This window comes from Pseudomonas sp. MPC6, assembly GCF_006094435.1.
Classification (GTDB): Bacteria; Pseudomonadota; Gammaproteobacteria; order Pseudomonadales; family Pseudomonadaceae; genus Aquipseudomonas.
The window spans coordinates 6,800,543-6,822,145 of record NZ_CP034783.1 but is presented as its reverse complement, the minus strand read 5'-3'; the positions used below and the strand labels follow the sequence as shown (position 1 = coordinate 6,822,145).

Annotated in this window: 20 protein-coding genes; 14 read left to right on the top strand and 6 right to left on the bottom strand. The window is 61.6% G+C overall.

Going from position 1 to position 21,603, the window contains the following annotated elements:
* Positions 1-21 precede the first annotated feature (21 nt).
* Positions 22-432: a nucleoside diphosphate kinase regulator gene (rnk, locus tag ELQ88_RS33915; protein ID WP_128872551.1), complete on the top strand. Its 411-nt coding sequence runs from the start codon at positions 22-24 to the stop codon at positions 430-432.
* 7 nt (positions 433-439) lie between these two features.
* Here the strand turns inward: rnk and ELQ88_RS33910 are convergent, their stop codons facing one another.
* From ELQ88_RS33910 to ELQ88_RS33900, 3 genes are all read right to left on the bottom strand, one after another.
* Complete coding sequence (locus tag ELQ88_RS33910) at positions 440-3,286, bottom strand: class I adenylate cyclase (protein WP_138969468.1); 2,847 nt, start codon at positions 3,284-3,286, stop codon at positions 440-442.
* 219 nt (positions 3,287-3,505) lie between these two features.
* The gene (locus tag ELQ88_RS33905) at positions 3,506-3,751 is read right to left on the bottom strand and encodes a TIGR02647 family protein (RefSeq protein ID WP_128872553.1); all 246 of its coding nucleotides are present in this window, start codon (positions 3,749-3,751) and stop codon (positions 3,506-3,508) included.
* Positions 3,752-3,982: 231 nt separating this feature from the next.
* The gene (locus tag ELQ88_RS33900; RefSeq protein WP_128872554.1) at positions 3,983-4,279 is read right to left on the bottom strand and encodes a hypothetical protein; all 297 of its coding nucleotides are present in this window, start codon (positions 4,277-4,279) and stop codon (positions 3,983-3,985) included.
* 125 nt (positions 4,280-4,404) lie between these two features.
* On the opposite strand from ELQ88_RS33900, the gene ELQ88_RS33895 reads away from it, so the two are divergent.
* Positions 4,405-5,064 carry a glutathione S-transferase gene (locus ELQ88_RS33895; RefSeq protein ID WP_138969467.1) on the top strand — a complete coding sequence of 220 codons (660 nt, stop codon included), beginning with the start codon at positions 4,405-4,407 and terminating at the stop codon, positions 5,062-5,064.
* 131 nt (positions 5,065-5,195) lie between these two features.
* On the opposite strand, the gene argH is transcribed toward ELQ88_RS33895, so the two are convergent.
* Positions 5,196-6,590 (bottom strand): argininosuccinate lyase, encoded by a 1,395-nt coding sequence (argH, locus tag ELQ88_RS33890; RefSeq protein WP_128872556.1) that lies wholly within the window; start codon positions 6,588-6,590, stop codon positions 5,196-5,198.
* Between the two features lie 457 nt (positions 6,591-7,047).
* Here argH and ELQ88_RS33885 point away from each other — a divergent pair, with 457 nt between their 5' ends.
* The 7 genes from ELQ88_RS33885 to rsd all read left to right on the top strand — a co-directional run bounded on the left by ELQ88_RS33885 (position 7,048) and on the right by rsd (position 13,593).
* Positions 7,048-7,794 carry a LytTR family DNA-binding domain-containing protein gene (locus ELQ88_RS33885; protein WP_128872557.1) on the top strand — a complete coding sequence of 249 codons (747 nt, stop codon included), beginning with the start codon at positions 7,048-7,050 and terminating at the stop codon, positions 7,792-7,794.
* Positions 7,795-7,936: 142 nt separating this feature from the next.
* On the top strand, positions 7,937-8,878 hold the full coding sequence (gene hemC, locus ELQ88_RS33880; RefSeq protein ID WP_138969466.1) for a hydroxymethylbilane synthase: 942 nt from the start codon (positions 7,937-7,939) through the stop codon (positions 8,876-8,878).
* Positions 8,875-9,642 (top strand): uroporphyrinogen-III synthase, encoded by a 768-nt coding sequence (locus ELQ88_RS33875; RefSeq protein WP_138969465.1) that lies wholly within the window; start codon positions 8,875-8,877, stop codon positions 9,640-9,642. The genes hemC and ELQ88_RS33875 overlap by 4 nt, the downstream gene beginning before the upstream one ends.
* A gap of 16 nt (positions 9,643-9,658) precedes the next feature.
* Positions 9,659-10,801 (top strand): uroporphyrinogen-III C-methyltransferase, encoded by a 1,143-nt coding sequence (locus ELQ88_RS33870; RefSeq protein WP_128872560.1) that lies wholly within the window; start codon positions 9,659-9,661, stop codon positions 10,799-10,801.
* The gene (locus ELQ88_RS33865; protein ID WP_138969464.1) at positions 10,798-12,036 is read left to right on the top strand and encodes a heme biosynthesis protein HemY; all 1,239 of its coding nucleotides are present in this window, start codon (positions 10,798-10,800) and stop codon (positions 12,034-12,036) included. The genes ELQ88_RS33870 and ELQ88_RS33865 overlap by 4 nt, the downstream gene beginning before the upstream one ends.
* Positions 12,037-12,404: 368 nt before the next feature.
* Complete coding sequence (locus ELQ88_RS33860) at positions 12,405-12,956, top strand: disulfide bond formation protein B (protein ID WP_138969463.1); 552 nt, start codon at positions 12,405-12,407, stop codon at positions 12,954-12,956.
* Between the two features lie 178 nt (positions 12,957-13,134).
* Positions 13,135-13,593: a sigma D regulator gene (rsd, locus tag ELQ88_RS33855; RefSeq protein WP_138969462.1), complete on the top strand. Its 459-nt coding sequence runs from the start codon at positions 13,135-13,137 to the stop codon at positions 13,591-13,593.
* Between the two features lie 78 nt (positions 13,594-13,671).
* Here the strand turns inward: rsd and ELQ88_RS33850 are convergent, their stop codons facing one another.
* Positions 13,672-14,337, bottom strand: a complete 666-nt coding sequence (locus tag ELQ88_RS33850) for an FKBP-type peptidyl-prolyl cis-trans isomerase (RefSeq protein WP_138969461.1) — start codon at positions 14,335-14,337, stop codon at positions 13,672-13,674.
* 192 nt (positions 14,338-14,529) lie between these two features.
* Here ELQ88_RS33850 and ELQ88_RS33845 point away from each other — a divergent pair, with 192 nt between their 5' ends.
* Positions 14,530-15,555, top strand: a complete 1,026-nt coding sequence (locus ELQ88_RS33845) for an AlgP family protein (protein ID WP_138969460.1) — start codon at positions 14,530-14,532, stop codon at positions 15,553-15,555.
* On the opposite strand, the gene ELQ88_RS33840 is transcribed toward ELQ88_RS33845, so the two are convergent.
* Entirely contained in the window at positions 15,552-16,016 is a 465-nt protein-coding gene (locus ELQ88_RS33840; protein ID WP_138969459.1) for a TIGR02444 family protein, read from the bottom strand. The two genes, ELQ88_RS33845 and ELQ88_RS33840, sit on opposite strands and share 4 nt — an antisense overlap.
* A gap of 50 nt (positions 16,017-16,066) precedes the next feature.
* Between ELQ88_RS33840 and ELQ88_RS33835 the strand changes: the two genes are divergently transcribed.
* The 4 genes from ELQ88_RS33835 to ELQ88_RS33820 all read left to right on the top strand — a co-directional run bounded on the left by ELQ88_RS33835 (position 16,067) and on the right by ELQ88_RS33820 (position 21,571).
* On the top strand, positions 16,067-17,977 hold the full coding sequence (locus ELQ88_RS33835) for an ATP-binding cassette domain-containing protein (RefSeq protein ID WP_128872566.1): 1,911 nt from the start codon (positions 16,067-16,069) through the stop codon (positions 17,975-17,977).
* Positions 17,977-18,558 (top strand): mechanosensitive ion channel family protein, encoded by a 582-nt coding sequence (locus ELQ88_RS33830; RefSeq protein WP_128872567.1) that lies wholly within the window; start codon positions 17,977-17,979, stop codon positions 18,556-18,558. Before ELQ88_RS33835 ends, ELQ88_RS33830 begins: the two co-directional genes overlap by 1 nt.
* Positions 18,559-18,780: 222 nt before the next feature.
* Positions 18,781-19,413: a LysE family transporter gene (locus ELQ88_RS33825; protein WP_128872568.1), complete on the top strand. Its 633-nt coding sequence runs from the start codon at positions 18,781-18,783 to the stop codon at positions 19,411-19,413.
* Positions 19,414-19,672: 259 nt separating this feature from the next.
* Positions 19,673-21,571 carry a cytochrome c/FTR1 family iron permease gene (locus ELQ88_RS33820; RefSeq protein WP_138969458.1) on the top strand — a complete coding sequence of 633 codons (1,899 nt, stop codon included), beginning with the start codon at positions 19,673-19,675 and terminating at the stop codon, positions 21,569-21,571.
* Positions 21,572-21,603: the final 32 nt, after the last annotated feature.

The window sequence follows — 21,603 nt, the reverse complement described above, 5'->3', positions numbered from 1 at the left end:
AGAAAGGAGTCTGCCCTGATCATGACCGCACCTTCCATCACCCTTACCCGTCTGGACGTACAACGTCTGGAGCGCCTGATCGACAGCCTGGATGACACGCTGCCGGGCGTTATCGCGCTGCAAACCGAACTGGATCGCGCCGATACCCTGGTCGGTCACGATGAAGTGCCCGCCGATCTCGTGACCATGAATTCCCGTGTGCATTGCCGTGAAGAGAGCAGCGGCAAGGATTACCACCTGACGCTGGTCTACCCCAAGGATGCCAATGCCGACGAAGGCAAGATTTCCATCCTGGCGCCGGTAGGCAGCGCATTGCTCGGCCTCAAGGTTGGCCAGCATATCGATTGGCCGGCTCCGGGCGGCAAGACCCTCAAGCTGACCCTGCTGGAAGTCGAATCACAGCCTGCCAATGGCGGCGCCTTCCCGGAATGACCTGCCCTCAGATCTGCTCGAGCGCTTCATTCAATGCGCGCTCCAGATCGGCCTTGTAGCGCAAGTACAAATGGCTTGAACGCTGACCATCACCGAGCAGGCCGGACAAGTCCAGGTCGGTGATGTAGCAACGGTAGCGCTCGGTCTCGCGGCGCTGCCCGACGATTTCCCTGGCGACCACGCTGAACAGCTGGTCGCCATGTTCCAGCGCTGAAAACTCCCGCTGATTGCAATACAACGTGACCTGCACCTGTCCCGGTGCGGCTTCGCCGACGATCGCCTGCACGTCGTAGAACGGTTCGTTGACCGGGGTTTGCGGCGCCGGGCGGGCTTCGACCCGACGGGCCCGCACGGGGCCCGATGGCAGCAGCTGGAAATACAAGGTGTCCAGGCTCAGGGGCTGGGCAGCGTCCACCGGCAGCAAGGCGTCGCGTCGGTAGTGGATCGATTGCAGGAATCTCTGCAACGGCACCAGCAGGCTTGGCTCATCGTGGTAGGGCAAACGCTGGTGCCACAGGGCATTGAACTCATCCAGTACATACAGCGTGGCGTGGGGCTCGCTGATCCGATAGAACACCTGAACGCATTCGGGCTGCCCCATCGGTAATACCAGCGCCAGATCCTGGTCTTCAAGCGCCATCGGGTCCAGGTGCAACGGGCTGTAGCGGGCGAGGTCCGTGCCCAGGTAGTCGACCAGCGCCGGCAGCGAGGCGAGGACGACGTGGTTGACACGGCCGGGCACCAGTTCCAGCACGTGGAAATGCTGCTGGACCTGAATCAGGTAGCGATGGTTGAGTTCGCTCAGCAGCAGGCTCTGCGCGGTGTCGAGAATCTCTTCGACCCGCCGGGCGATGAATTGCGCACGGTTGTGGCAGAAGCAATGAACCCGCAGCCTGGGCTGAGGCAGCCCCTTCGGCAGGTTGTTCAGGTAATCGCGTACGCAGGCGAGCAAGGCATGGGGGCCATCAAAGCGGCTGACCAGTACCTCGTTCCAGCTGTTGAGCGTGACCTGGTCCAGGGACAACACCAGGTTTTCCCGAACACCGGCATAATTCAGGGAATCGGTGCGTTCGGTGGTCATCAGGATATTCAGGTCGCGGTGGTGCTTGAGCGGATCGATGCCGACGTTTACCAGGATCAGCACTTCGCTGGGCACACTCGCACGCAATAGCGCTTCTTCGGTGACGGTCGCCAGGGGCAGGGCGATGCTCTGTTGCAGGCTGCCGAGCAGGTTGAACAGTTCGAATTCGCTCAGGTCGCTGCTGCCGGGATGCAAGGCCAGGCGGGTGCTGCCGTCGATGACGCCATTGCGGTGGCACCAGGTCAGCAGTTCCAGCAGTTGGCGGCTGCGCTTGATCGGCGCGAAATGCGCCCACTCATGGGCGCTCAGGCTGCCGTTATACAAACCCCATTGAAGTTGCCCGGACGCTTTCCTGTTCGGCGCCTGCACCAGGGTCAGGGTGTCTTCGGCCAGGTCCGGGGCGATGCCCGGGTTGATGAACTCGACCTTGTTCGCCTTGCGCTCGAAGGCCGCATACAACCGTCGACCCAGCACGTTGAGCTCGCGTTTGTTGATCAGGCTGACGGTGTGGTCATTGCGGGCGAACCGGGTCAGGAAGCGGTAGCTGTATTTGAGCTCATTGACCAAGGCCCGGCGCTCCGCGTCGACCTGACGAACCTTCCACTGGCTGCGGCTATCGAGCAAGGCCAACTGACGCTGATCCCAGTGCCATTCGCGGGCCAGGCGTTCCAGCAGCGAACGTTGCCAGCTTTCGCTGCGACTGCTGTTGCCGGTGAGCTTGCGATTCACCTTCAAATACAGCGCGCGCCGCACCAGCTCCAGCCGTTCCGGCTCGTCGCGGGCGCGGAGGTATTCCTCGAGGCGTCGGTAAACCATAACGTAGGGGTCCAGCTCATCGAGGTCGAGCTGGTTGGCGAATACGGCGTGTTTGAAGCGCAGGCTGAGGCAGTGGACTTTGGGGTGTTCGCTGGCATAGACCTCGGTCAGCAGTAGCTTGAGCACCGACTTGTACGGCGATTCGATGCCCTTGAATAACTGCCACAGCCCGGCGCCGATGAATTCGCCGGGCGGAATGTACGCCAGATGCCCAAGGTCCAGGGTTTCGTCGGCCCGGATGAAGCGTTTGGAAAGCAATGCGTGGGTGTAGCGTTCGTAGGCGTCCTCTTCGTAAACCGGTACCAGCCACCAGATGGGCGTGCGTCCGGCCAGCCAGATCGCGGTGCGGTAGAACTCGTCCAGCAGCAGATAGTGCTGGGTGCTGCCACAGTCTTCCGAACTCAATGGACTGTCGCGCTCGCCGAGCACGAAGCGGGCCGGGTCGATCAGGAAAAAATGCGCCTCGGCGCCCTGGCTGTGGGCCCAGGTTTCGAGCAGCTGGCACTTTTTACGCAGCTCGGTCAGTTCGCTTTCGCTCACATCCGGCGCGTGACAGACCCATACGTCCATGTCGCTCTGATCGGACTGGGCCAGGGTGCCGAGGCTGCCCATCAGGAACAGGCCGTGAATCGGTCGGGGCGGATTGCTGCCGTGACGCGGTTTATAGGAGAACGAACGGGTCAGGCGCTGGGCTTCGGCGAGGACGTTGGCGTCCGGTTCGTAGTTCGACAAGCCGGCCGGCGTGCTGCCCGAAACGTAACCTGGCAGCAGCGGGTGATTGACGTGAAAAAACAGCGGCAGCAGGGTCAGCACGCCTTGCTGGCGGGTCGAAAGTCCACCCATGGCCCGCGCCAGGCGGCCCTCGTTGAGCGTCAGGAACCGTGCACGCAGTTGGCTCAGCACCTTGCGGTCGATGCCTTCTTCCAGGTCGGGGCGGATTTCATGGGTGCGGGTCATGTCAGCTCAAACCGGCTCGATGGGGCCGGACGTGGAAGGCCTCAGGATGAGGGGCAGTTTAGCGCCTCGGCCCCGGGACTTTTAAGCTGGTTTTCTGGTTTTCTGGCGTCAGATTTCCATCGCTGGGCACGACAGATAGCCGGCAATTAGCCATGCCGGTAAGAAGGTGTGCCCGCGGAAATCCCGTGGCAGGGGTTTCCGTGGGCGACGCGATGAAACTCAGGCTGTTTCCTGGACGCTCAGAATGGTCAGGACGGTTTGTATATTTTGCGCGGCGTCACGGCCCAGACTGGTCAGGTACCCGCCATCGGGCTGGTCGATCAGCTCTTTTTCGTGCAGGCGTTTGGCGGCGGCAATGGCTTTCGGGGCAGCGGTCTGATGAATTTTCAGGCCTTCCTGGGAACTGTCCAGGTTGAAGAGTGCGAGGATTTCCAGTTCGGCAACCAACTCAGGGGTAAGCGACATAAGGACTCCAGACTTTCTAGGAATTGGACGACAGCGCCCCTAAGGTGAGCCCACTTGTGCGGCATGTCCAGTGCTCGCGACAGGGTTTTTTCGCCTCGGCTTGCATTCCTCGATTGCAGGGTGGTTTCCGTAGGCGCGAGGCTTGCCCGCGAAGGCTTCACCGCGGTATGCCTGAGGAACCGCGTTATCGTTCTTCGCGGGCGAGCCTCGCTCCTACGGCCGGGGGGTGGGTTACTTCTTTTCCGGCGGCAACTCTGGAAGAGCACGCAGCGCCGTTTCGTACCATTCGGTGTTGAACGCGCGGTCTTCTTCGAGGATCGCGTCGATTTCCACCGCCAGGACATGGGCCATCAGGTTGAGGATTTCATCACGCTCGTAACCCACCAGGGTCAGCTTGTTGAAGGTCGCCTTGGCCGCTGGCGGATTGTCGCTTTCGATCTGGTTTTCGATAGCTTCGATCAGGGTGTTTTCGGCGAACTCTTCGTCGTCGATATCGTCTTGGTTATTGTCGGGGTTTTGCTCGCTCATGGCAGGCTCCTCAAGGAAAGACCGCCAGTTTACCTGCATTCAGCGCTGTGATGCTGCTGGCGAGAAGCGCCCAGGCGTTCTATAACTGGCGCTGCCAACCCCTTGCACGGCCTGGAGGCTATGTGATGCTCAAGCTTTATGGATTTTGTGTCAGCAACTACTACAACATGGTCAAGCTGGCGCTGCTGGAGAAGGGACTGCCGTTTGAAGAAGTACTGTTTTTCCCGAGACCGAGCGCTGAAGCGTTAGCCATCAGCCCGCGCGGGAAGGTGCCGGTGCTGGGCGTGGAACAGGGTTTCGTCAACGAAACCAGTGTGATTCTCGAGTACATCGAGCAACGCCACAAAGGCACTCCATTGCTGCCAGGCGATCCTTTTGAACGGGCGCAGGTACTGGCGCTGGCCAAGGAAATCGAGCTGTACATCGAGTTGCCGGGTCGCGCCTGTTATCCCGAAGCGTTTTTTGGCATGTCGATGCCGGACGCGATCAAGGACAAGACCAAAGCTGAACTGCTGCTGGGGTTTGCGTCCCTGGGCAGGCACGGCAAGTTCGCCCCTTACGTGGCAGGTGACAGCCTGAGCATTGCGGATTTGTATTTCCTGTACAGCGTGCCGCTGGCCTGTGCGGTGGGGAAGAAGCTATTCGATATCGATCTGCTGGCTGAGATGCCGGCGGCCAGGGCATTGCTGGAGCGGCTGGAGCAGAATCCGAACGTGCAGCGGATCGCGGCGGACAAGGATGCGGCGATGCCGGCGTTTATGGCGATGGTTGCGGCCAGGAAGTAGGGTTTTGTAGCGGTTTCAAAAATGCTTTCGCGAGCAAGCCCGCTCCCACAGGAGATCTTCGGTGAACAAAGAATTTGTGCACGATAAAGATCCAATGTGGGAGCGGGCTTGCTCGCGAAGCTTTTAGCGGTTTAGCGGCTAGCGAGCAATTGCTGGCCGCGTACCACAGCCTTCTTGACCTGCGCCGGCGCAGTCCCGCCGATATGGTCACGGGCGTTCACCGAGCCTTCCAGGGTCAGCACGGCGAACACGTCCTGATCGATCTGGTCACTGAACTTGCGCAGCTCTTCCAGGCTCATTTCCGCCAGGTCCTTGCCGCTTTCAACGCCGTACTTCACCGCATGGCCAACAATTTCGTGGCAGTCACGGAACGGCAGGCCACGACGCACCAGGTAGTCGGCCAGGTCGGTGGCGGTGGAGAACCCGCGCAGGGCCGCTTCACGCATCATCGCGTGCTTGGGTTTGATCGCCGGGATCATGTCGGCAAAGGCCCGCAGCGAATCGCGCAGCGTGTCGGCGGCGTCGAACAGCGGTTCCTTGTCTTCCTGGTTGTCCTTGTTGTAGGCCAGAGGCTGGCCTTTCATCAGGGTCAGCAGGCCCATCAGCGCGCCGAACACGCGGCCGGTCTTGCCGCGCACCAGCTCGGGTACGTCCGGGTTTTTCTTTTGCGGCATGATCGAGCTGCCGGTGCAGAAACGATCCGGCAGATCGATGAACTGGAACTGGGCGCTGGTCCACAGCACCAGCTCTTCGGAGAAGCGCGACAGGTGCATCATCGCGATGCTCGCCGCCGAGCAGAACTCGATAGCGAAGTCACGATCGGACACGTTGTCCAGCGAGTTGCCGCCCACGGCGTCGAAGCCCAGCAGTTGCGCGGTATATTCGCGATCGATCGGGTAGGTCGTGCCGGCCAGCGCAGCGCTGCCCAATGGCATGCGGTTGGTGCGCTTGCGGCAGTCGACCAGGCGCTCGTAGTCACGGCTGAGCATTTCGAACCAGGCCAGCATGTGGTGCCCGAAGGTCACCGGCTGCGCGGTTTGCAGGTGAGTGAAACCGGGCATGATGCTGCCGGCTTCACGCTCGGCCTGTTCCAGCAAACCTTGTTGCAGGCGGGTGATTTCGGCGAGGATCAGGTCGATCTCGTCACGCAGCCACAGGCGGATGTCGGTGGCGACCTGGTCGTTGCGGCTGCGGCCGGTGTGCAGCTTTTTACCGGTCACGCCGATGCGGTCGGTCAGGCGCGCCTCGATGTTCATGTGCACGTCTTCGAGGTCGATGCGCCAGTCGAACTGGCCGGCCTCGATTTCACCCTGGATGGTCTTCAGGCCATCGGTGATGCTGTCGCGCTCGGCATCGGTCAGCACGCCGACCTTCGCCAGCATGGTGGCATGGGCGATCGAGCCCATGATGTCGTGGCGATACAGGCGCTGGTCGAAGGTGACGGAGGCGGTGAAGCGGGCGACGAAGGCGTCGACGGGTTCACTGAAGCGGCCGCCCCAGGACTGATTGGTCTTGTCAGTGCTCATGAATTCGCTCGTATCGGCTGAAGAAAGATGGCGTTGAAAGCTGTCGCGGATAATAACAGGGTTGCCAATCCTGTCGCTGACACTGGTCGACAGGTTTTTCTTGGAGCGTCAGCCCATACTTGAGGCAAGCCACAGGCAAATTGCGCAACGATATTTTTCAATTGAGCAATATCGTCTCGCCAACCGTCTACAGTTGGACAGTAGGATCAGCGCACTTCCGGGCGCTGCAGCTGCCTATAAAAAGAGGGGTGTTCATATTGTGTATCAGAAAACCCTGTGGCGATGCCTCGCCAGTGCGGGCCCGGGCCGCCAAACGCACGCCAGATAAAAATTTAGCCGTCGGACCGGCGGCACTTTTTGGCCCTCGCGCTAGTCTTAGCGTGGATCGCGGTGACGGACGTCACTTCACCTGTCTACGCTATCCTTGTGCGAGACTCACGCAGGAATCCAGCGCAATATGAATGTCCTGATCGTTGATGACGAACCCCTGGCCCGCGAGCGCCTGAGCCGAATGGTCGGCGAACTCGAGGGATACAGTGTCCTGGAGCCCAGTGCCACGAACGGCGAAGAGGCGTTGGCACTGATCGACAGCCATAAACCGGATATCGTGTTGCTCGATATCCGCATGCCGGGCCTCGATGGCCTGCAAGTGGCTGCACGATTGTGCGAACGCGAAACCCCGCCAGCCGTGGTGTTTTGCACAGGGCCCGATGAATTTGCCGTGGAAGCCTTACAGGCAAGCGCCGTAGGCTATCTGGTGAAACCTGTGCGTACAGAACAGTTACATGAAGCGTTAAAAAAAGCCGAGCGCCCCAATCGCGTCCAGCTCGCCGCCCTGACCCGCCCGGCCGCCGAGAGTGGCAGCGGCCCTCGCAGCCATATCAGCGCACGTACCCGCAAAGGTATCGAGCTGATCCCGTTGGGTCAGGTGGTCTACTTTATTGCCGATCATAAATACGTGACCTTGCGCCATGAAGGCGGCGAGGTGCTGCTGGATGAGCCACTCAAGGCCCTCGAAGATGAATTCGGCGACCGTTTCGTGCGCATTCACCGCAATGCGCTGGTCGCCCGCGAGCGAATCGAGCGCCTGCAACGCACGCCCCTGGGACATTTTCAGCTGTTCCTCAAAGGCTTGAACGGTGACGCGCTGATCGTCAGCCGCCGCCATGTGGCGGGCGTTCGCAAAATGATGCAACAGCTTTAATTCGCCGGTTCCAGGCGAACTTCACACCCGATTGCCGGACATCCGGGGCCAGGGAGGGCAAGCATCACCTGATACAAGTCAAAGTGGATTTGGCTGAGCTGTTATTATCCGCCGTATCTATTCAGTACGGATTGATTGATCCATGTCCTCTCGCGAAATCCGCATCGCCACCCGCAAAAGCGCCCTTGCCCTGTGGCAGGCCGAATACGTCAAAGCCCGCCTGGAAGCGGCTCATCCCGGCCTGCTCGTGACCTTGGTGCCCATGGTCAGTCGTGGCGATAAACTGCTCGACTCGCCGTTGTCGAAAATCGGCGGCAAGGGCCTGTTCGTCAAGGAGCTGGAAACCGCGCTGCTGGAAAACGAAGCCGACATCGCAGTGCACTCCATGAAGGACGTCCCGATGGACTTCCCCGAAGGCCTCGGTCTGTTCTGCATCTGCGAACGCGAAGATCCGCGCGATGCATTCGTCTCCAATACTTACGCGAGCCTGGATGAACTGCCCCCAGGCAGCATCGTCGGCACCTCCAGCCTGCGCCGCCAGGCCCAGTTGCTGACCCGGCGCCCGGACCTGGAAATCCGCTTCCTGCGCGGCAACGTCAACACCCGGCTGGCCAAGCTCGATGCCGGCGAATACGACGCCATCATCCTGGCTGCCGCCGGCCTGATTCGTCTCGGCTTTGAAGAGCGCATCACCTCGGCCATCAGCGTCGACGACAGCCTGCCGGCCGGTGGCCAGGGTGCAGTGGGGATCGAATGCCGCAGCGTCGACAGCGACATCCACGCCCTGCTGACGCCGCTTCACCATCCGGACACGGCCACCCGCGTCACCGCCGAACGTGCCCTCAACAAACACCTCAATGGCGGCTGCCAGGTGCCGATCGCCTGCTACGCCATCCTTGAAGGCGAGCAGCTCTGGTTGCGTGGCCTGGTGGGCGATCCGAGCGGTGCTCTGCTGCTCAGTGCCCAAGCCCGTGCGCCACGCAGTGATGCCGAAGCCTTGGGCGTGCAAGTGGCCGAAGACTTGCTGAGCCAGGGCGCCAACGACATCCTGAAAGCGGTCTACGGCGAGGCAGGTCACGAGTGACTGGCTGGCGCCTGTTACTGACGCGTCCCTCGGACGAATCAGCGGCGCTAAGCGATGCTTTGGCGCAAGTGGGGATTTTCAGCAGCAGCTTGCCGCTTTTGGAGATCGAGGCGATTCCTGTCTCTGACACAATGCGTGAAGTGATCCAGGACCTGGAGCGCTATTGCGCGGTGATCGTGGTCAGCAAGCCGGCCGCCAGGATCGCTGTGGACCTGCTCGGCCAGTATGGGGCGCATCCCCCTGGCCTGCAGTGGTTCAGCGTGGGCGCGGCGACCGCGCAGATCTTCGAGGCGCACGGGGTGGACGTCAGCTTCCCGGTCGAGGGCGATGACAGCGAAGCCTTGCTTGAACTTCCCCGGCTGCGCGAGGCTATCGCACGGACCGATCCGCGGGTGCTGATCATGCGCGGGGAGGGTGGGCGCGAACTGCTGGCTGAGCGTTTGCGCGAGCTAGGTGCTAGTGTCGAGTACCTGGAGTTGTACCGGCGAAAACTGCCGCACTATCCGCCGGCGGCACTGCCGGAGCGGATTCGGGCGGAACGCTTGAACGGGCTGGTGGTCAGCAGTGGACAGGGTTTTGAGCACCTGCGGCAGTTGGCCGGCGATGCCTGGCCGCCGTTGGCGCGGTTGCCGTTGTTTGTTCCAAGCCCCAGGGTGGCCGAGCTGGCACGTGCCGCCGGGGCCGAAAAAGTTGTGGATTGTCGTGGCGCCAGTGCCGCGGCTTTGCTGACGGCGTTACGGGAGCATCCCGAACCCGTTTTCTAATGCAAAGGATGGATACGTGAGCGAAACAGCCTTGCCTAAAGATGATGTCCAGCCCGTGTTCGATGCACCGGTTGAAACGCCTCCACCTGCCCAAGAACAGCGCCGAGGGAACGGGCTGGCCATTGTCGCGCTGCTGCTGGGCGCCGCCGGTGTTGCCGTGGGGGGCTGGGGCGTCTGGCAGGTGCGTCACCTGCAAGCCAATAACCAGCAGCAACTGAATCAGGTGCAAGCGTTGAACGATCAGGCGCAGAGCCTGAAGCTCAATGAGCAACGCCTGACTGCGCGCCTCGAACAAATGCCCGCCGCCGACGAGCTTGAAGCACGCAGTCGTCTGGTGGTCCAACTCCAGGGCGATCAGCAACGCCTGAACCAGCGACTGGAAACTGTCCTCGGCGCCAGCCGCAAGGATTGGCGCCTGGCCGAAGCCGAGCATTTGTTGCGTCTGGCCAGCCTGCGTCTTTCCGCGTTGCAGGACATCAGCAGCGCCCAGGCCCTGGTGCAGGGTGCCGATGAAATTCTGCGCGAACAGAACGATCCGGGTTCCTTTGCCGCACGCGAACAGGTTGCCAAAACGCTGGTGGCGTTGCGCAGCACTGAGCAACCGGACCGCACCGGGCTGTTCCTGCGCCTGGGGGCGCTGCGCGATCAGGTGATCAACCTCACGGAACTGGCGCCCGAGTACAAGGATCGTGGCGAATCCTTGCTGGGGCTGACCGCCGATGGCGACGGCGCCAGTCGCTGGGCGCAATGGTGGGATCAGATCTCGCGCTACATCCGCATCGATTTCAATGCCGACAAAAATGTTCGTCCGTTGCTGGCAGGGCAAAGCCTGAGTCAGGTGCGCCTGGCCCTGAGCCTGGCCCTGGAGCAGGCGCAGTGGGCCGCACTCAATGGCCAGGCCGCCGTCTACACCCAGGCGATGGTCGAGGCGCGGGATGTGCTCAAGGGCAACTTCAACCCGGACAACCCTCAGAGCAAAGTGATGCTTGAACAGGTGGCTGAGTTGAGCGTGCAGCCGGTGAGCGTGGTCACCCCGGATCTGACCGGTACGCTGAGCGCGGTCCAGGGTTATCTGGAGCGGCGTAACGTCAACGCCGAGGATTCGGTCAAGCCGATGGCCAAGCCCGCCGCGAGCACTGAGCCGGAGGCTACGCCATGAAACGCGTCTATGTGATCGTATTCCTGGTCATCGCCGCTGCCGCCGCCCTGGGGCTGGCGATTGCCGAGCATTCCGGCTACGTGCTGATCGCCTACAAAAGCTTTCGCTATGAATCGAGCCTGTGGGCGACCCTGGCCCTGGTCGCCGTGCTCTGGCTGGTCTTCTGGGGAATCAAGGCGTTGGTCGAACTGGTGATGACCTCCAGCGGCGTGGTCAATCCCTGGTCGCGGCGCAATCGCAGTCGTCGGGTGCAAGTGGCGATCGAGCACGGTCAGCTGGACCTGGCCGAGGGGCGCTGGGCCAGTGCGCAGCGTCATCTGCATCGGGCCGCCGAAGCCGAACGTCAGCCGCTGCTGTACTACCTCGGCGCAGCCCGCGCTGCGAACGAGCAAGGTCACTATGAGGAGTGCGACAAGCTGCTGGAGCGCGCCCTCGAACGACAGCCTCAGGCCGAGCTGGCCATCGCCTTGAGCCATGCTCAATTGCAGACCGATCGCGGCGACACCGACGGCGCCCTGGTGACCCTGGAAGCCATGCACGAGCGTCATCCGCATAACGTCCAGACCTTGCGCCAGTTGCAGCGCCTGCATCAACAGCGCGGCGACTGGTCGGCGGTGATTCGCCTGCTGCCGGAACTGCGCAAGGACAAAGTCCTGCCACCGGCCGAACTGGCCGAGCTGGAACGCCGGGCCTGGGGGCAGAACCTGTCGCTGGCCGCGCAGCGGGAAGAGGACGGCACGGTAGGCTTGCAATCGCTCAACCGCGCCTGGCAGCAGCTCACGTCGGCGCAGCGTCAGGAGCCGCAACTGGTGCTCGCCTATGCCGAGCAACTGCGGCAACTGGGGGCCCAGGTCGAAGCCGAAGAGGTCCTGCGCACAGCGCTCAAGCGCAACTACGACAGTCATCTGGCGCGCCTGTACGGGTTGGTGCGCGGCAGTGATCCGGCACGTCAACTGCACACGGCGGAAAGCTGGCTCAAGGATCATGCGGCCGACCCGAGCCTGCTGCTGACCCTGGGGCGCCTGTGTCTGCAAAGCAGCTTGTGGGGCAAGGCCCGGGACTATCTGGAAAGCAGCCTGCGCGTGCAGCGCAACCCGGAAGCCTGCGCAGAACTGGCACGGTTACTGGCGCAACTGGGCGACACCCAGCGCAGCAATCAGCTGTTCCAGGAGGGCCTGGGCCTGTTGGACGAGCGCTTGCTGGCGGCGCCGTTGCCGGTACCGGTCCACGCTTGATATGTTCCGGGACCTGTAGGCGCTGGTTTGCCAGCGAAAAGGCCATCACCTCCAACATTGATGTCGCCTGACACGCCGTCTTCGCCAGCAAGCCGGCTCCTACCATCGTGCAGCGATGGCTGACAGAAAAACTGTGGCGGGTGAACTCGCCACAGGCAAATTCGTATCGCAGAGTTCGCTTTTCATTGACGGATTTTTACCTTGGTCGTCTGTCGACGGAATAATCCTACAAAGAGCTACACCTGATCCTCTCGCTTCTGTCGGGATTTCCCTGCTCATCTGCTGAACTGTCCCTGCCGGCCTGCCTTGAAAGGCTAACGCGCTTTACTCTACCGTAACCGCCTGTCTCCACTAGTTACGGAAAAGCCATGTCTTTGGCCTACTCACGCTCCTTGTTTTTCATGGCTTTCATTGCAGGTGCCCTGGCCCTGGGTGTGTCCTATTACCTGGAATATGCAGTCAGCCTCCAGCCTTGCGGGTTGTGTTTGTTGCAACGGATTTGCCTGGCGCTGTTCACGGGGGGCTGCCTGATGGCGTCGGTGCATGGCCCCGGACGCTTCGGTACGTTCATGTATTGGCTGCTCGGGTTTTTCTGCAGCCTGGCAGGTACGGTCACCGCGTTGCGGCAGGTACTGTTGCAAAGCGATCCGGTGCATCAGCTGTCGAACTGCGTGCCCAATCTGGCAGACCTGTTCGCCACCACACCCTGGTTGTTCGTGGTGCGGCAGATGTTCGAAGGCACGGCCGAATGCGCGCATGTTTCCTGGACATTGTTCGACCTGAGCATTCCGGAGTGGAGCCTGCTGTTCTTCGTCGCGACGATGATCCTGGGTGTTTGCCAGCTGTTGCGGCTGGTCTGGGTCGCGTGTCAGCGACCGCTCAGCGGCGAGTCGTCGCACCGGGCATTGGTGGGTGATTAAACACTTGTATGAACTTTATCTCCTGCGTACCTTGAAGCCATTGTCGCGCGGGCATAATCTGGCCCGCACGTGTCATTGGAATTATGTTGCTCGAATGACGCTCTGCCTGGCCGATACTTGACCTTCAAGTATGCGACGGGTGTAGGGCAGCATGACCCATAAGGGAAGAGAGACCGCCATGCTCGAAAGTTGTCAGAATGCTCAGGAACGTTGGGGTGGAGTTCATCTGCTGATCGACCGCTGGTTGCAGGAGCGTCACGAACTGGTTCGGGCCTATGATGATCTCGGCGCCAAGCCTGAGGCTCTGGGCGAAAACCGCAAACCGCTGCAGGAGTTCTGCGGAGTGCTGGTCGACTATGTGTCTGCCGGGCATTTCGAGATATACGAACAGCTGACGGGCGAAGCCAAGGCTTTCAACGACAAGCGCGGCCTGGAACTGGCCGAGACGATCTATCCGCGCATCGACGTCATCACCGAGAAACTGCTCGCGTTCAACGACCTGTGTGATGCGGGCCAATGCGTCGCAGAGAAATTCAAGGAGCTGGGTGGCCTGTTGCACGAACGCTTCGAACTGGAAGATTGCCTGATCGAAGTGCTGCACACGGCTCACAAGGAAGAGGATCCGGTTCAGGCCTGAACCCTTCCCGTACAACCTGCCTGCCTGCAAGATGTGGAAAAACGGTGCGCTATGCGCGCCGTTTTTCGTTTGGGCGACTCAGCCCTTGGCGCCGCGCAATTCGACTTCGAACACCAGCGGCGTGAACGGCGCGATCAGGTCGCCAGCACCGTCGGCGCCATACGCTTGGGCCGATGGAATCACCAGTCGCCACTTGGCGCCGACCGGCATGTGTTGCAATGCCGTGCGCCATCCGCTGATCACGCTGTCGAGACTGAACCATTGCGGCTGACTGTTCTGATCGAACACTGAGCCGTCGGGAAGACGCCCGATATACAACACCTGGACCTTGCCGTTCGGGCCGGCTTTTGCGCCGGTGCCCGGAGCCAGTTCCGTCAGCATGATGCCGTCTGCCAATTCGCGAACCCCGGGTCTGGCTTTTTCCTCGGCGAGAAAACGCTGCTCTTTTTCAAGGGCGACTTCGCTTTGCGCAATGGCCGGTCGTTCGGCAACCTGGGCTTCGTGCTCGGCAAGAATCTGTTCGATCTGCTCGTCTTTGAGTGCCAGGGGTTTGCCTTGATAGGCTTGCTGCAAACCTTCGACCAGCGCTTGAAGTTGCAGGTCGGGGACCTCCTGGCGCAAGCGTTCGCCAAGGCTTGCGCCCAAGCTGTAGGCGAGATCGCGGGCGTCGTTTTCCGTGGATTTTTCCGCGGCCTGAGCCGTGGAAAAAAACACGCAGAGCGATAAGAAAAGGTAACGCGACATGGGCACTCTCCGACCTGAGATGCGGTGGATTATGCCAGTGTGAATGCACTTAACGGCGAACTGGTTTTGCGCAAGCGCAGAACATTTGCCATCCGTTGCAACACAGCGCTTTGGATACTGTCAACATGCCCTAGCGGCGGTAGCAGCAGAGGTCTAGTATGAGCCGCACCCACGTCAGCCAGGAGGTAAACCATGTCGGCCACCAAGAAGCCTGTAAATACCCCGTTGCACTTACTCCAACAACTCTCGGGCAGCCTGCTCGAGCATCTGGAAACCGCTTGTTCCCAAGCCTTGGCCGATGCTGAAAAACTGCTCGCCAAACTGGAAAAACAACGCGGCAAAGCACAGGAAAAACTGCACAAGTCCCGTACCAAATTGCAGGACGCTGCGTCGGCCGGCAAGGCCAAGGCACAGACCAAAGCCAAGGGCGCGGTGAAGGAACTCGAGGACCTGCTCGACGCCCTCAAGGATCGTCAATCCGACACCCGCAGCTACATCCTGCAACTCAAGCGCGATGCTCAAGAAAGCCTGAAACTGGCCCAGGGCGTCGGTCGTGTACAAGAGGCTGTCGGCAAGGCGTTGTCCCTGCGTTCGGCCAAGCCTGCCGCGGCACCTGCCAAGAAAGCCGCGGCCAAACCGGCTGCTGCAAAAGCACCGGCCAAGCCTGCTGCTGCTGCTCCTGTTAAAAAAACCGCCGCCAAGGCACCGGTGAAAGCCGCAGCAAAACCAGCTGCCAGAACGGCCGCTGCCAAACCTGCCGCCAAGCCCGCTGCCGCGAAAACAACGGCCGCTAAACCTGCTGCAAAAACCGCTGCTGCGAAACCGGCCGTAGCCAAAACCGCTGCTGCAAAACCTGCGGCAAAAACGGCCGCTGCGAAACCAGCTGCCAAGTCCGCCGCAAAACCTGTCGCGGCTAAAACCGCTGCCAAGCCGGCTGCAAAACCAGCTGCCAAAACAGCTGCAGCCAAGCCAGCGACTGCCGCGAAAACTGCCGCGGCAAAACCGGCCGCTGCCAAGCCAGCAGCAAAACCTGCAGCCAAGCCGGCCGTGAAAAAACCGGTCGCCGCTACCAAGCCGACCCCTGCGCCCGCTGCCAAGCCAGTGACTCCAGGGCCGTCTGCTTCGGCTTCGCCTGCAGCAACCACCTCGACTACCACGCCTGCGCCAACGCCAGCCGCTTCGTCGAGCACCAGCACCACCCCAACCAGCGCTTCCTAAGTGCCGGTTGCCGCGACGCGCAGCTGATGCAGCGCGTCGCGGTCCAGGTGGGCGGCACCTGCCGTCACACCCTCCAGCCAGGCCGATGGATCGGTCGCCCCACACTGCGGCCAACTGTGCGCCACTCGCTCCAGTCGCCATAACAGCAGTCGCTCGGCTTCGAGCTCCAGGGCCTTCACCTGTTCGCGCAACGCATTCACTTCCATGTCCTTGGCCGCAGCGGATTTCCACTGCGTGCGCAATGCCCGTAGCGGTTGTACAACATCTGAATCCCACGGCTCGGCCACGTTGCGAAGCCACTGCAATCGTTGTTCGTTACAGGCGACTCCCCGCTGTCCCAACCACAGTCCACACAGCAGCAGGCACACATTGACGCCCGTCGCCTGCAATTGCAGGCACGCGGCTTCGACGCCGGGACGGGCGTAAGCGCCAAGGGAAAAACTCCACAGGTCAGAGGACATCGTGCTACTCGCGCCAGTTGCGAGCGAAGCTGGTAGACTCCGCCGCCATTATGATTCGACTTCAGAACCTGACTTTACAGCGTGGCCCGCAACGTCTGCTAGAAGACGCCGAGCTGACCCTGCACGCCGGCCACAAAGCCGGCCTCATCGGTGCCAACGGCGCCGGCAAATCGAGCCTGTTCGCCTTGCTCCTGGGTGACCTGCACCCGGACTCGGGTGATTGCTTCCTGCCGGCGGACTGGCGCATCGCCCACATGCGCCAGGAGATCGACACCCTCGATCGGATCGCGGTCGACTACGTGCTCGATGGTGACCTGCGCCTGCGCGAGGTGCAACGCGACCTCGCCGCCGCCGAAGCGGCCCATGACGGTGCCGCTCAGGCCCGCCTGCATGCCGAGCTCGACAGTGCCGACGGTTACACCGCCGATGCCCGGGCGCGCAAGCTGCTGGCCGGTTTGGGCTTCACCAACGACCAGATGGATCGGCAGGTAGGAGATTTCTCCGGTGGCTGGAGGATGCGTCTGAACCTGGCGCAGGCTTTGATGTGCCCCTCGGACCTGTTGCTGCTCGACGAGCCGACCAACCACTTGGATCTTGACGCCATCATCTGGCTCGAAGAATGGCTCAAAAGCTATCCTGGCACCTTGATGCTGATTTCCCACGACCGCGACTTCCTCGATGCCGTGGTCGATCACGTGGCGCACGTCGATCAACGCAAGATCACCCTGTACCGCGGTGGTTATACCGCGTTCGAACGCGCCCGCGCCGAGCGTCTGGCCCAGCAACAGCAAGCGTACGAGAAGCAGCAGGCGCAACGTGCGCACATGGAAAGCTACATCGCCCGCTTCAAGGCCCAGGCCACCAAGGCCCGTCAGGCCCAGAGCCGGATCAAGGCGCTGGAGCGGATGGAAGAGTTGTCCGCCGCCCACGTCGATTCGCCGTTCGACTTTGTCTTTCGCGAGTCGACGAAGATCTCCAGTCCGTTGATCGACCTGGCCGATGCCCGTTTGGGCTATGGCGACAAAACCGTGCTGGAGAAGGTCCGGCTGCAACTGACCCCCGGCGCACGGATCGGCCTGCTCGGCCCCAACGGTGCCGGTAAATCGACCCTGATCAAAAACCTCTCCGGTGATCTCGAGCCTTTGTCCGGTCGACTGACCCGTGGCGAGAACACCGTGGTCGGTTACTTCGCCCAGCATCAGCTGGACTCGCTCGACTCCAAGGCCAGCCCGTTGCTGCACATGCAGCGCCTGGCGCCCACCGAGCGCGAACAGACCCTGCGTGACTTCCTCGGCGGTTTCGACTTCCGTGGCGCGCGGATCGACGAGCCGGTGCTGAATTTCTCCGGTGGCGAGAAGGCCCGCCTGGCCTTGGCGTTGATCGCCTGGGGCCGGCCGAACCTGTTGCTGCTCGACGAACCGACCAACCACCTGGACCTGGAGATGCGCCTGGCGCTGACCATGGCCCTGCAGGAATTCACCGGTGCGGTACTGGTGGTCTCCCACGATCGTCATCTGCTTAAAAGCACCACCGACAATTTCTATCTGGTGGCGGACGGCAAGGTCGAGGAGTTCGACGGCGACCTCGAAGACTATACCCGCTGGCTGGTGGAGTACCGTCAGCGCAATGCCCCGGTCAGTAATACCCCGGTCAATCCCGACAAGACCGACAAGAAAGCCCAGCGCCAGGCCGCAGCGGCGCTGCGTCAGCAACTGGCCCCGCACAAGCGCGAGGCTGACAAGCTCGAAGCCGAGCTGGGCAAGCTGCACGAGAAACTGGCGAAAATCGATGCCAGCCTTGGCGACAGCGACATTTACGAACCGGCACGCAAGAACGAATTGCGTGATCTGCTGGCCGAACAGGCCAGGCTGAAGGTGCGTGAAGCCGAGCTGGAAGAAGCCTGGATGGAAGCCCTGGAGTTGCTCGAAAGCATGCAGGCGGAGCTGGAGGCGTTGTCTTGATGGAGGCCTTCAAGCTGCCGCTGGCGGCGATGTGGATCGAGCCGCTCTGGCTCTTCGGGCAAATCCTCCTGATCTTGTTGGCGGGTTATATCGCCCAACGCTTCGTCGCCAAGTGCCTGACCCGCCTGAGCGAGCGCTATCCATTGCCGCCGCAGTTGCTGATGCCGCTGCGCGGTGGTTTGCGCTGGCTGATCATGGGCAGTGCGCTGATCTTCGTCCTGGAACGCCTCGGCGTATCGGCCACGGTGCTCTGGACGGCGTTGTCCGGCTTTGTCGCGGTGGCGGCGGTGGCGTTCTTCGCCATGTGGAGCGTGCTCTCCAACCTGCTCTGCGCCATTCTGATCTATACCGTCGGACCGTTCCGCATCGGTGACGTGGTCGAGCTGGTGGACACCACCGACAAGCCCGGGGTCAAGGGGCGGGTGGTGGCGATCAATCTGCTCTACACCACCTTGATCGAAGCCGAAGAGCTCGGCACCGGCAGCGCCATGGTGCAAGTGCCCAACAGCCTGTTCTTCCAGCGTTCGGTTCGGCGTTGGCGGGGCACGGATGTATTCTCGTCCGGTGGGTTTGAAAAGTAAGTCTTCTGTCGCCTGACGCACCGCCTTCGCGGGCAAGCCCGCTCCCACAGTTTGACCGAGTCGTTAATGAGCACGCGGTCACCTGTGCGAGCTTGCTCGCGAAGGAGCCCTACAGCTGCAAACGCTGGTCGGCAGTCGCAACATCCTGAAAAAAATCGATAGTCACCAGCCCAAAGCCGCATTAGCTTAGACATCTGTCACGAGTCCGAGTCGAGGTGTGCAATGGAGCTTCAAACATGGCTGGCGTTTTTTGCCGCCTGCTGGGTGATCAGCCTGTCTCCCGGTGCCGGCGCCATTGCGTCGATGTCCAGCGGTCTGCAATACGGTTTCTGGCGCGGATACTGGAACGCCCTGGGCCTGCAATTGGGCCTGGCGGTGCAGATCGCGATTGTCGGCGCCGGTGTGGGCGCCATTCTCACCGCGTCGGCCACGGCCTTCTACGCGATCAAATGGTTCGGCGTGGCCTATCTGGTTTTCCTCGCGGTCAAGCAATGGCGAGCGCTGCCCAGCGACATGAGCGACGACGCGGCCGTGCGGCAGATCGGCAAGCCGATGGCCCTGGTATTCCGTGGTTTTCTGGTGAACATCAGCAACCCCAAGGCGCTGGTATTCATGCTGGCGGTGTTGCCGCAGTTCATCGACCCTCATGCGCCGCTGCTGGCGCAATACCTGATCATCGGTGTGACCATGGTCTTTGTGGACCTGATCGTGATGGCCGGTTACACCGGGCTGGCGTCCAAGGTGTTGCGGATGCTGCGCACGCCCAAACAGCAAAGACGCATGAACCGCACGTTTGCCGGCCTGTTCATTGGCGCGGCGGCGTTCATGGCGACGCTGCGTAAAGTCGCCGTCTGAATCTGTCGGCCACAAAAACCCGACCTCGATTTAATACCCTGTAGGAGCGAGCTCGCTCGCGATGGACGTCAACGGTAACGCGTTTTTTCTGAATGGACGCGTTGCCCTCAAGACCATCGCGAGCAAGCTCGCTCCCACAGGGTCGTTTTTGTTATTCGTTTATTTTTTGCAAGCGTCGCGATATCAGCGAACAAAGCTTGAGTGAATGGCATTCGAAGTGAACAATGTGTTACTTCTTATTTCCAACTGAGATTCATTCATGACTTCCCCGTCCCGTGTTCTGGCCTGGCTGGTGTTGCCGTTGTTTGCCTTGTGCAGTTTCAATCTGCTGGCCGACACCGTGGAAGGTGCGCCGCAAGCCCTGCATTTGCTCGATTACATTGGCGCCGACTATCCGCAAACCGTGCAAGCGGGCAAGGTCGTCGACGAGTCGGAATACCGCGAGCAGCTGGAATTCATCAAGGTGCTGCAAGGCTTGATCGTCGCGATGCCGGCCAAGCCGGAGAAGGCCGGGCTGGAGCAGGGCGTCGGTGCGCTGCGTAGCGCCATCGTGGCGCGTCAGGATGGCGCGGATGTCGCCCGCCAGGCACGGCAACTCGGCGCGAAGCTGGCAGTGGCCTATGAAGTCAGTCAGGCCCCGATCATCACCCCGGACCCGACTCGCGGAGCGCCGCTGTACGCCCAGCACTGTTCGGTCTGCCACGGCGACACCGGTGCCGGCGACGGCCCCGCGGGTGTCGGCCTGACACCGCCGCCGGCCAATCTGCGTGATGCGGCGCGCCTGGACCACCTGAGCCTCTACGCGATCTACAACACCTTGGGCCTGGGTGTGGAAGGCACCGACATGCCGGCCTTTGCCGATCAGCTGGACGATCGCCAGCGTTGGGACCTGGCGACTTACATCGCCGGTTTCAGTGCCGATCCGGCCGCCGCCAACAATGCACAGGCCTACAACATCGCGGATCTGGCACGTCAGACGCCGGCAGAAGTACAGGCCGTGGACGGCCCGCAAGCCGCGGCGACCTTCCGTGCCCAGCGCGCGCAACCGCCACAGGTCAAGCGCGGCCCGGGGCAATTGCTCGACTACACCGCCGAGACCCTGGACAAGAGCATCGCGGCTTATCGGGCCGGCGATCATGATCAGGCCTACGACCTGTCAGTGGCGGCGTACCTGGAAGGCTTCGAGCTGGTCGAAAGCTCCTTGGACAACGTCGACGCCAACGTGCGCAAAGACACTGAAAAATCCCTGATGGCTTACCGCCAATCGTTGCAGGATGGGCTGCCTGTGGCCCAGGCCCAGCTGCGCCTGGACACGGCCAAGGCCAAGTTGCAGGAAGCCGCCGGCCTGTTGGGCAGCGATGGTTTGAGCTGGTCCCTGAGTTACATCTCCGGCTTGCTGATCCTGCTGCGCGAAGGACTGGAAGCGATCCTGGTGCTGGCAGCGATCCTCGCGTTCCTGCGCAACACCGGCCAGCAATCGGCGGTGCGCAGCGTCAATGTCGGCTGGGGCCTGGCGTTGTTGGCCGGCCTCGGGACCTGGGCACTGGCGGCATACGTGATCGACGTCAGCGGCTCGCAACGCGAGTTGCTCGAAGGTGCGACGGCGCTGTTTGCCAGCGTCATGGTGCTCTGGCTCGGCGTGTGGATGCACGACCGTCGCCATGCAGCCGCCTGGCAGGATTACATCAAGAGCAGCCTGGTGGGCGGCGGCGGGCGTTTCGGGTTTGCGACCCTGGCGTTCTTCTCGGTGTATCGCGAACTGTTCGAAGTGATCCTGTTCTATGAAACCCTGTGGCTGCAGGCCGGCCCGGCAGGTCATGATGCGGTGCTGGCCGGTGGTGCGACGGCGCTGGTGTTGCTGGTCGGCCTGGCCTGGGTGATCCTGCGCGGCTCGGCAAAACTGCCGCTGTCGTTGTTCTTCAGCATCAACGCCGGGCTGCTGTGCGCGCTGTCGGTGGTGTTTGCCGGGCACGGCGTGAAGGCGTTGCAGGAAGCCGGGATCTTCGGCACGCGACCGGTGCCGTTCTTTGACTTCGACTGGCTGGGGATCCACGCGGATGCGTATTCGTTAAGTGCGCAGGTGGTGGCGATCCTGGCGATTATCGTGTTGTACAGTCGTAGCCGGGTGGCCGAGAAGCGGCGGGTGCGGGTTTCTTAAGGGCATTCGCTGCGCTCTTAATCGCGGGCAAG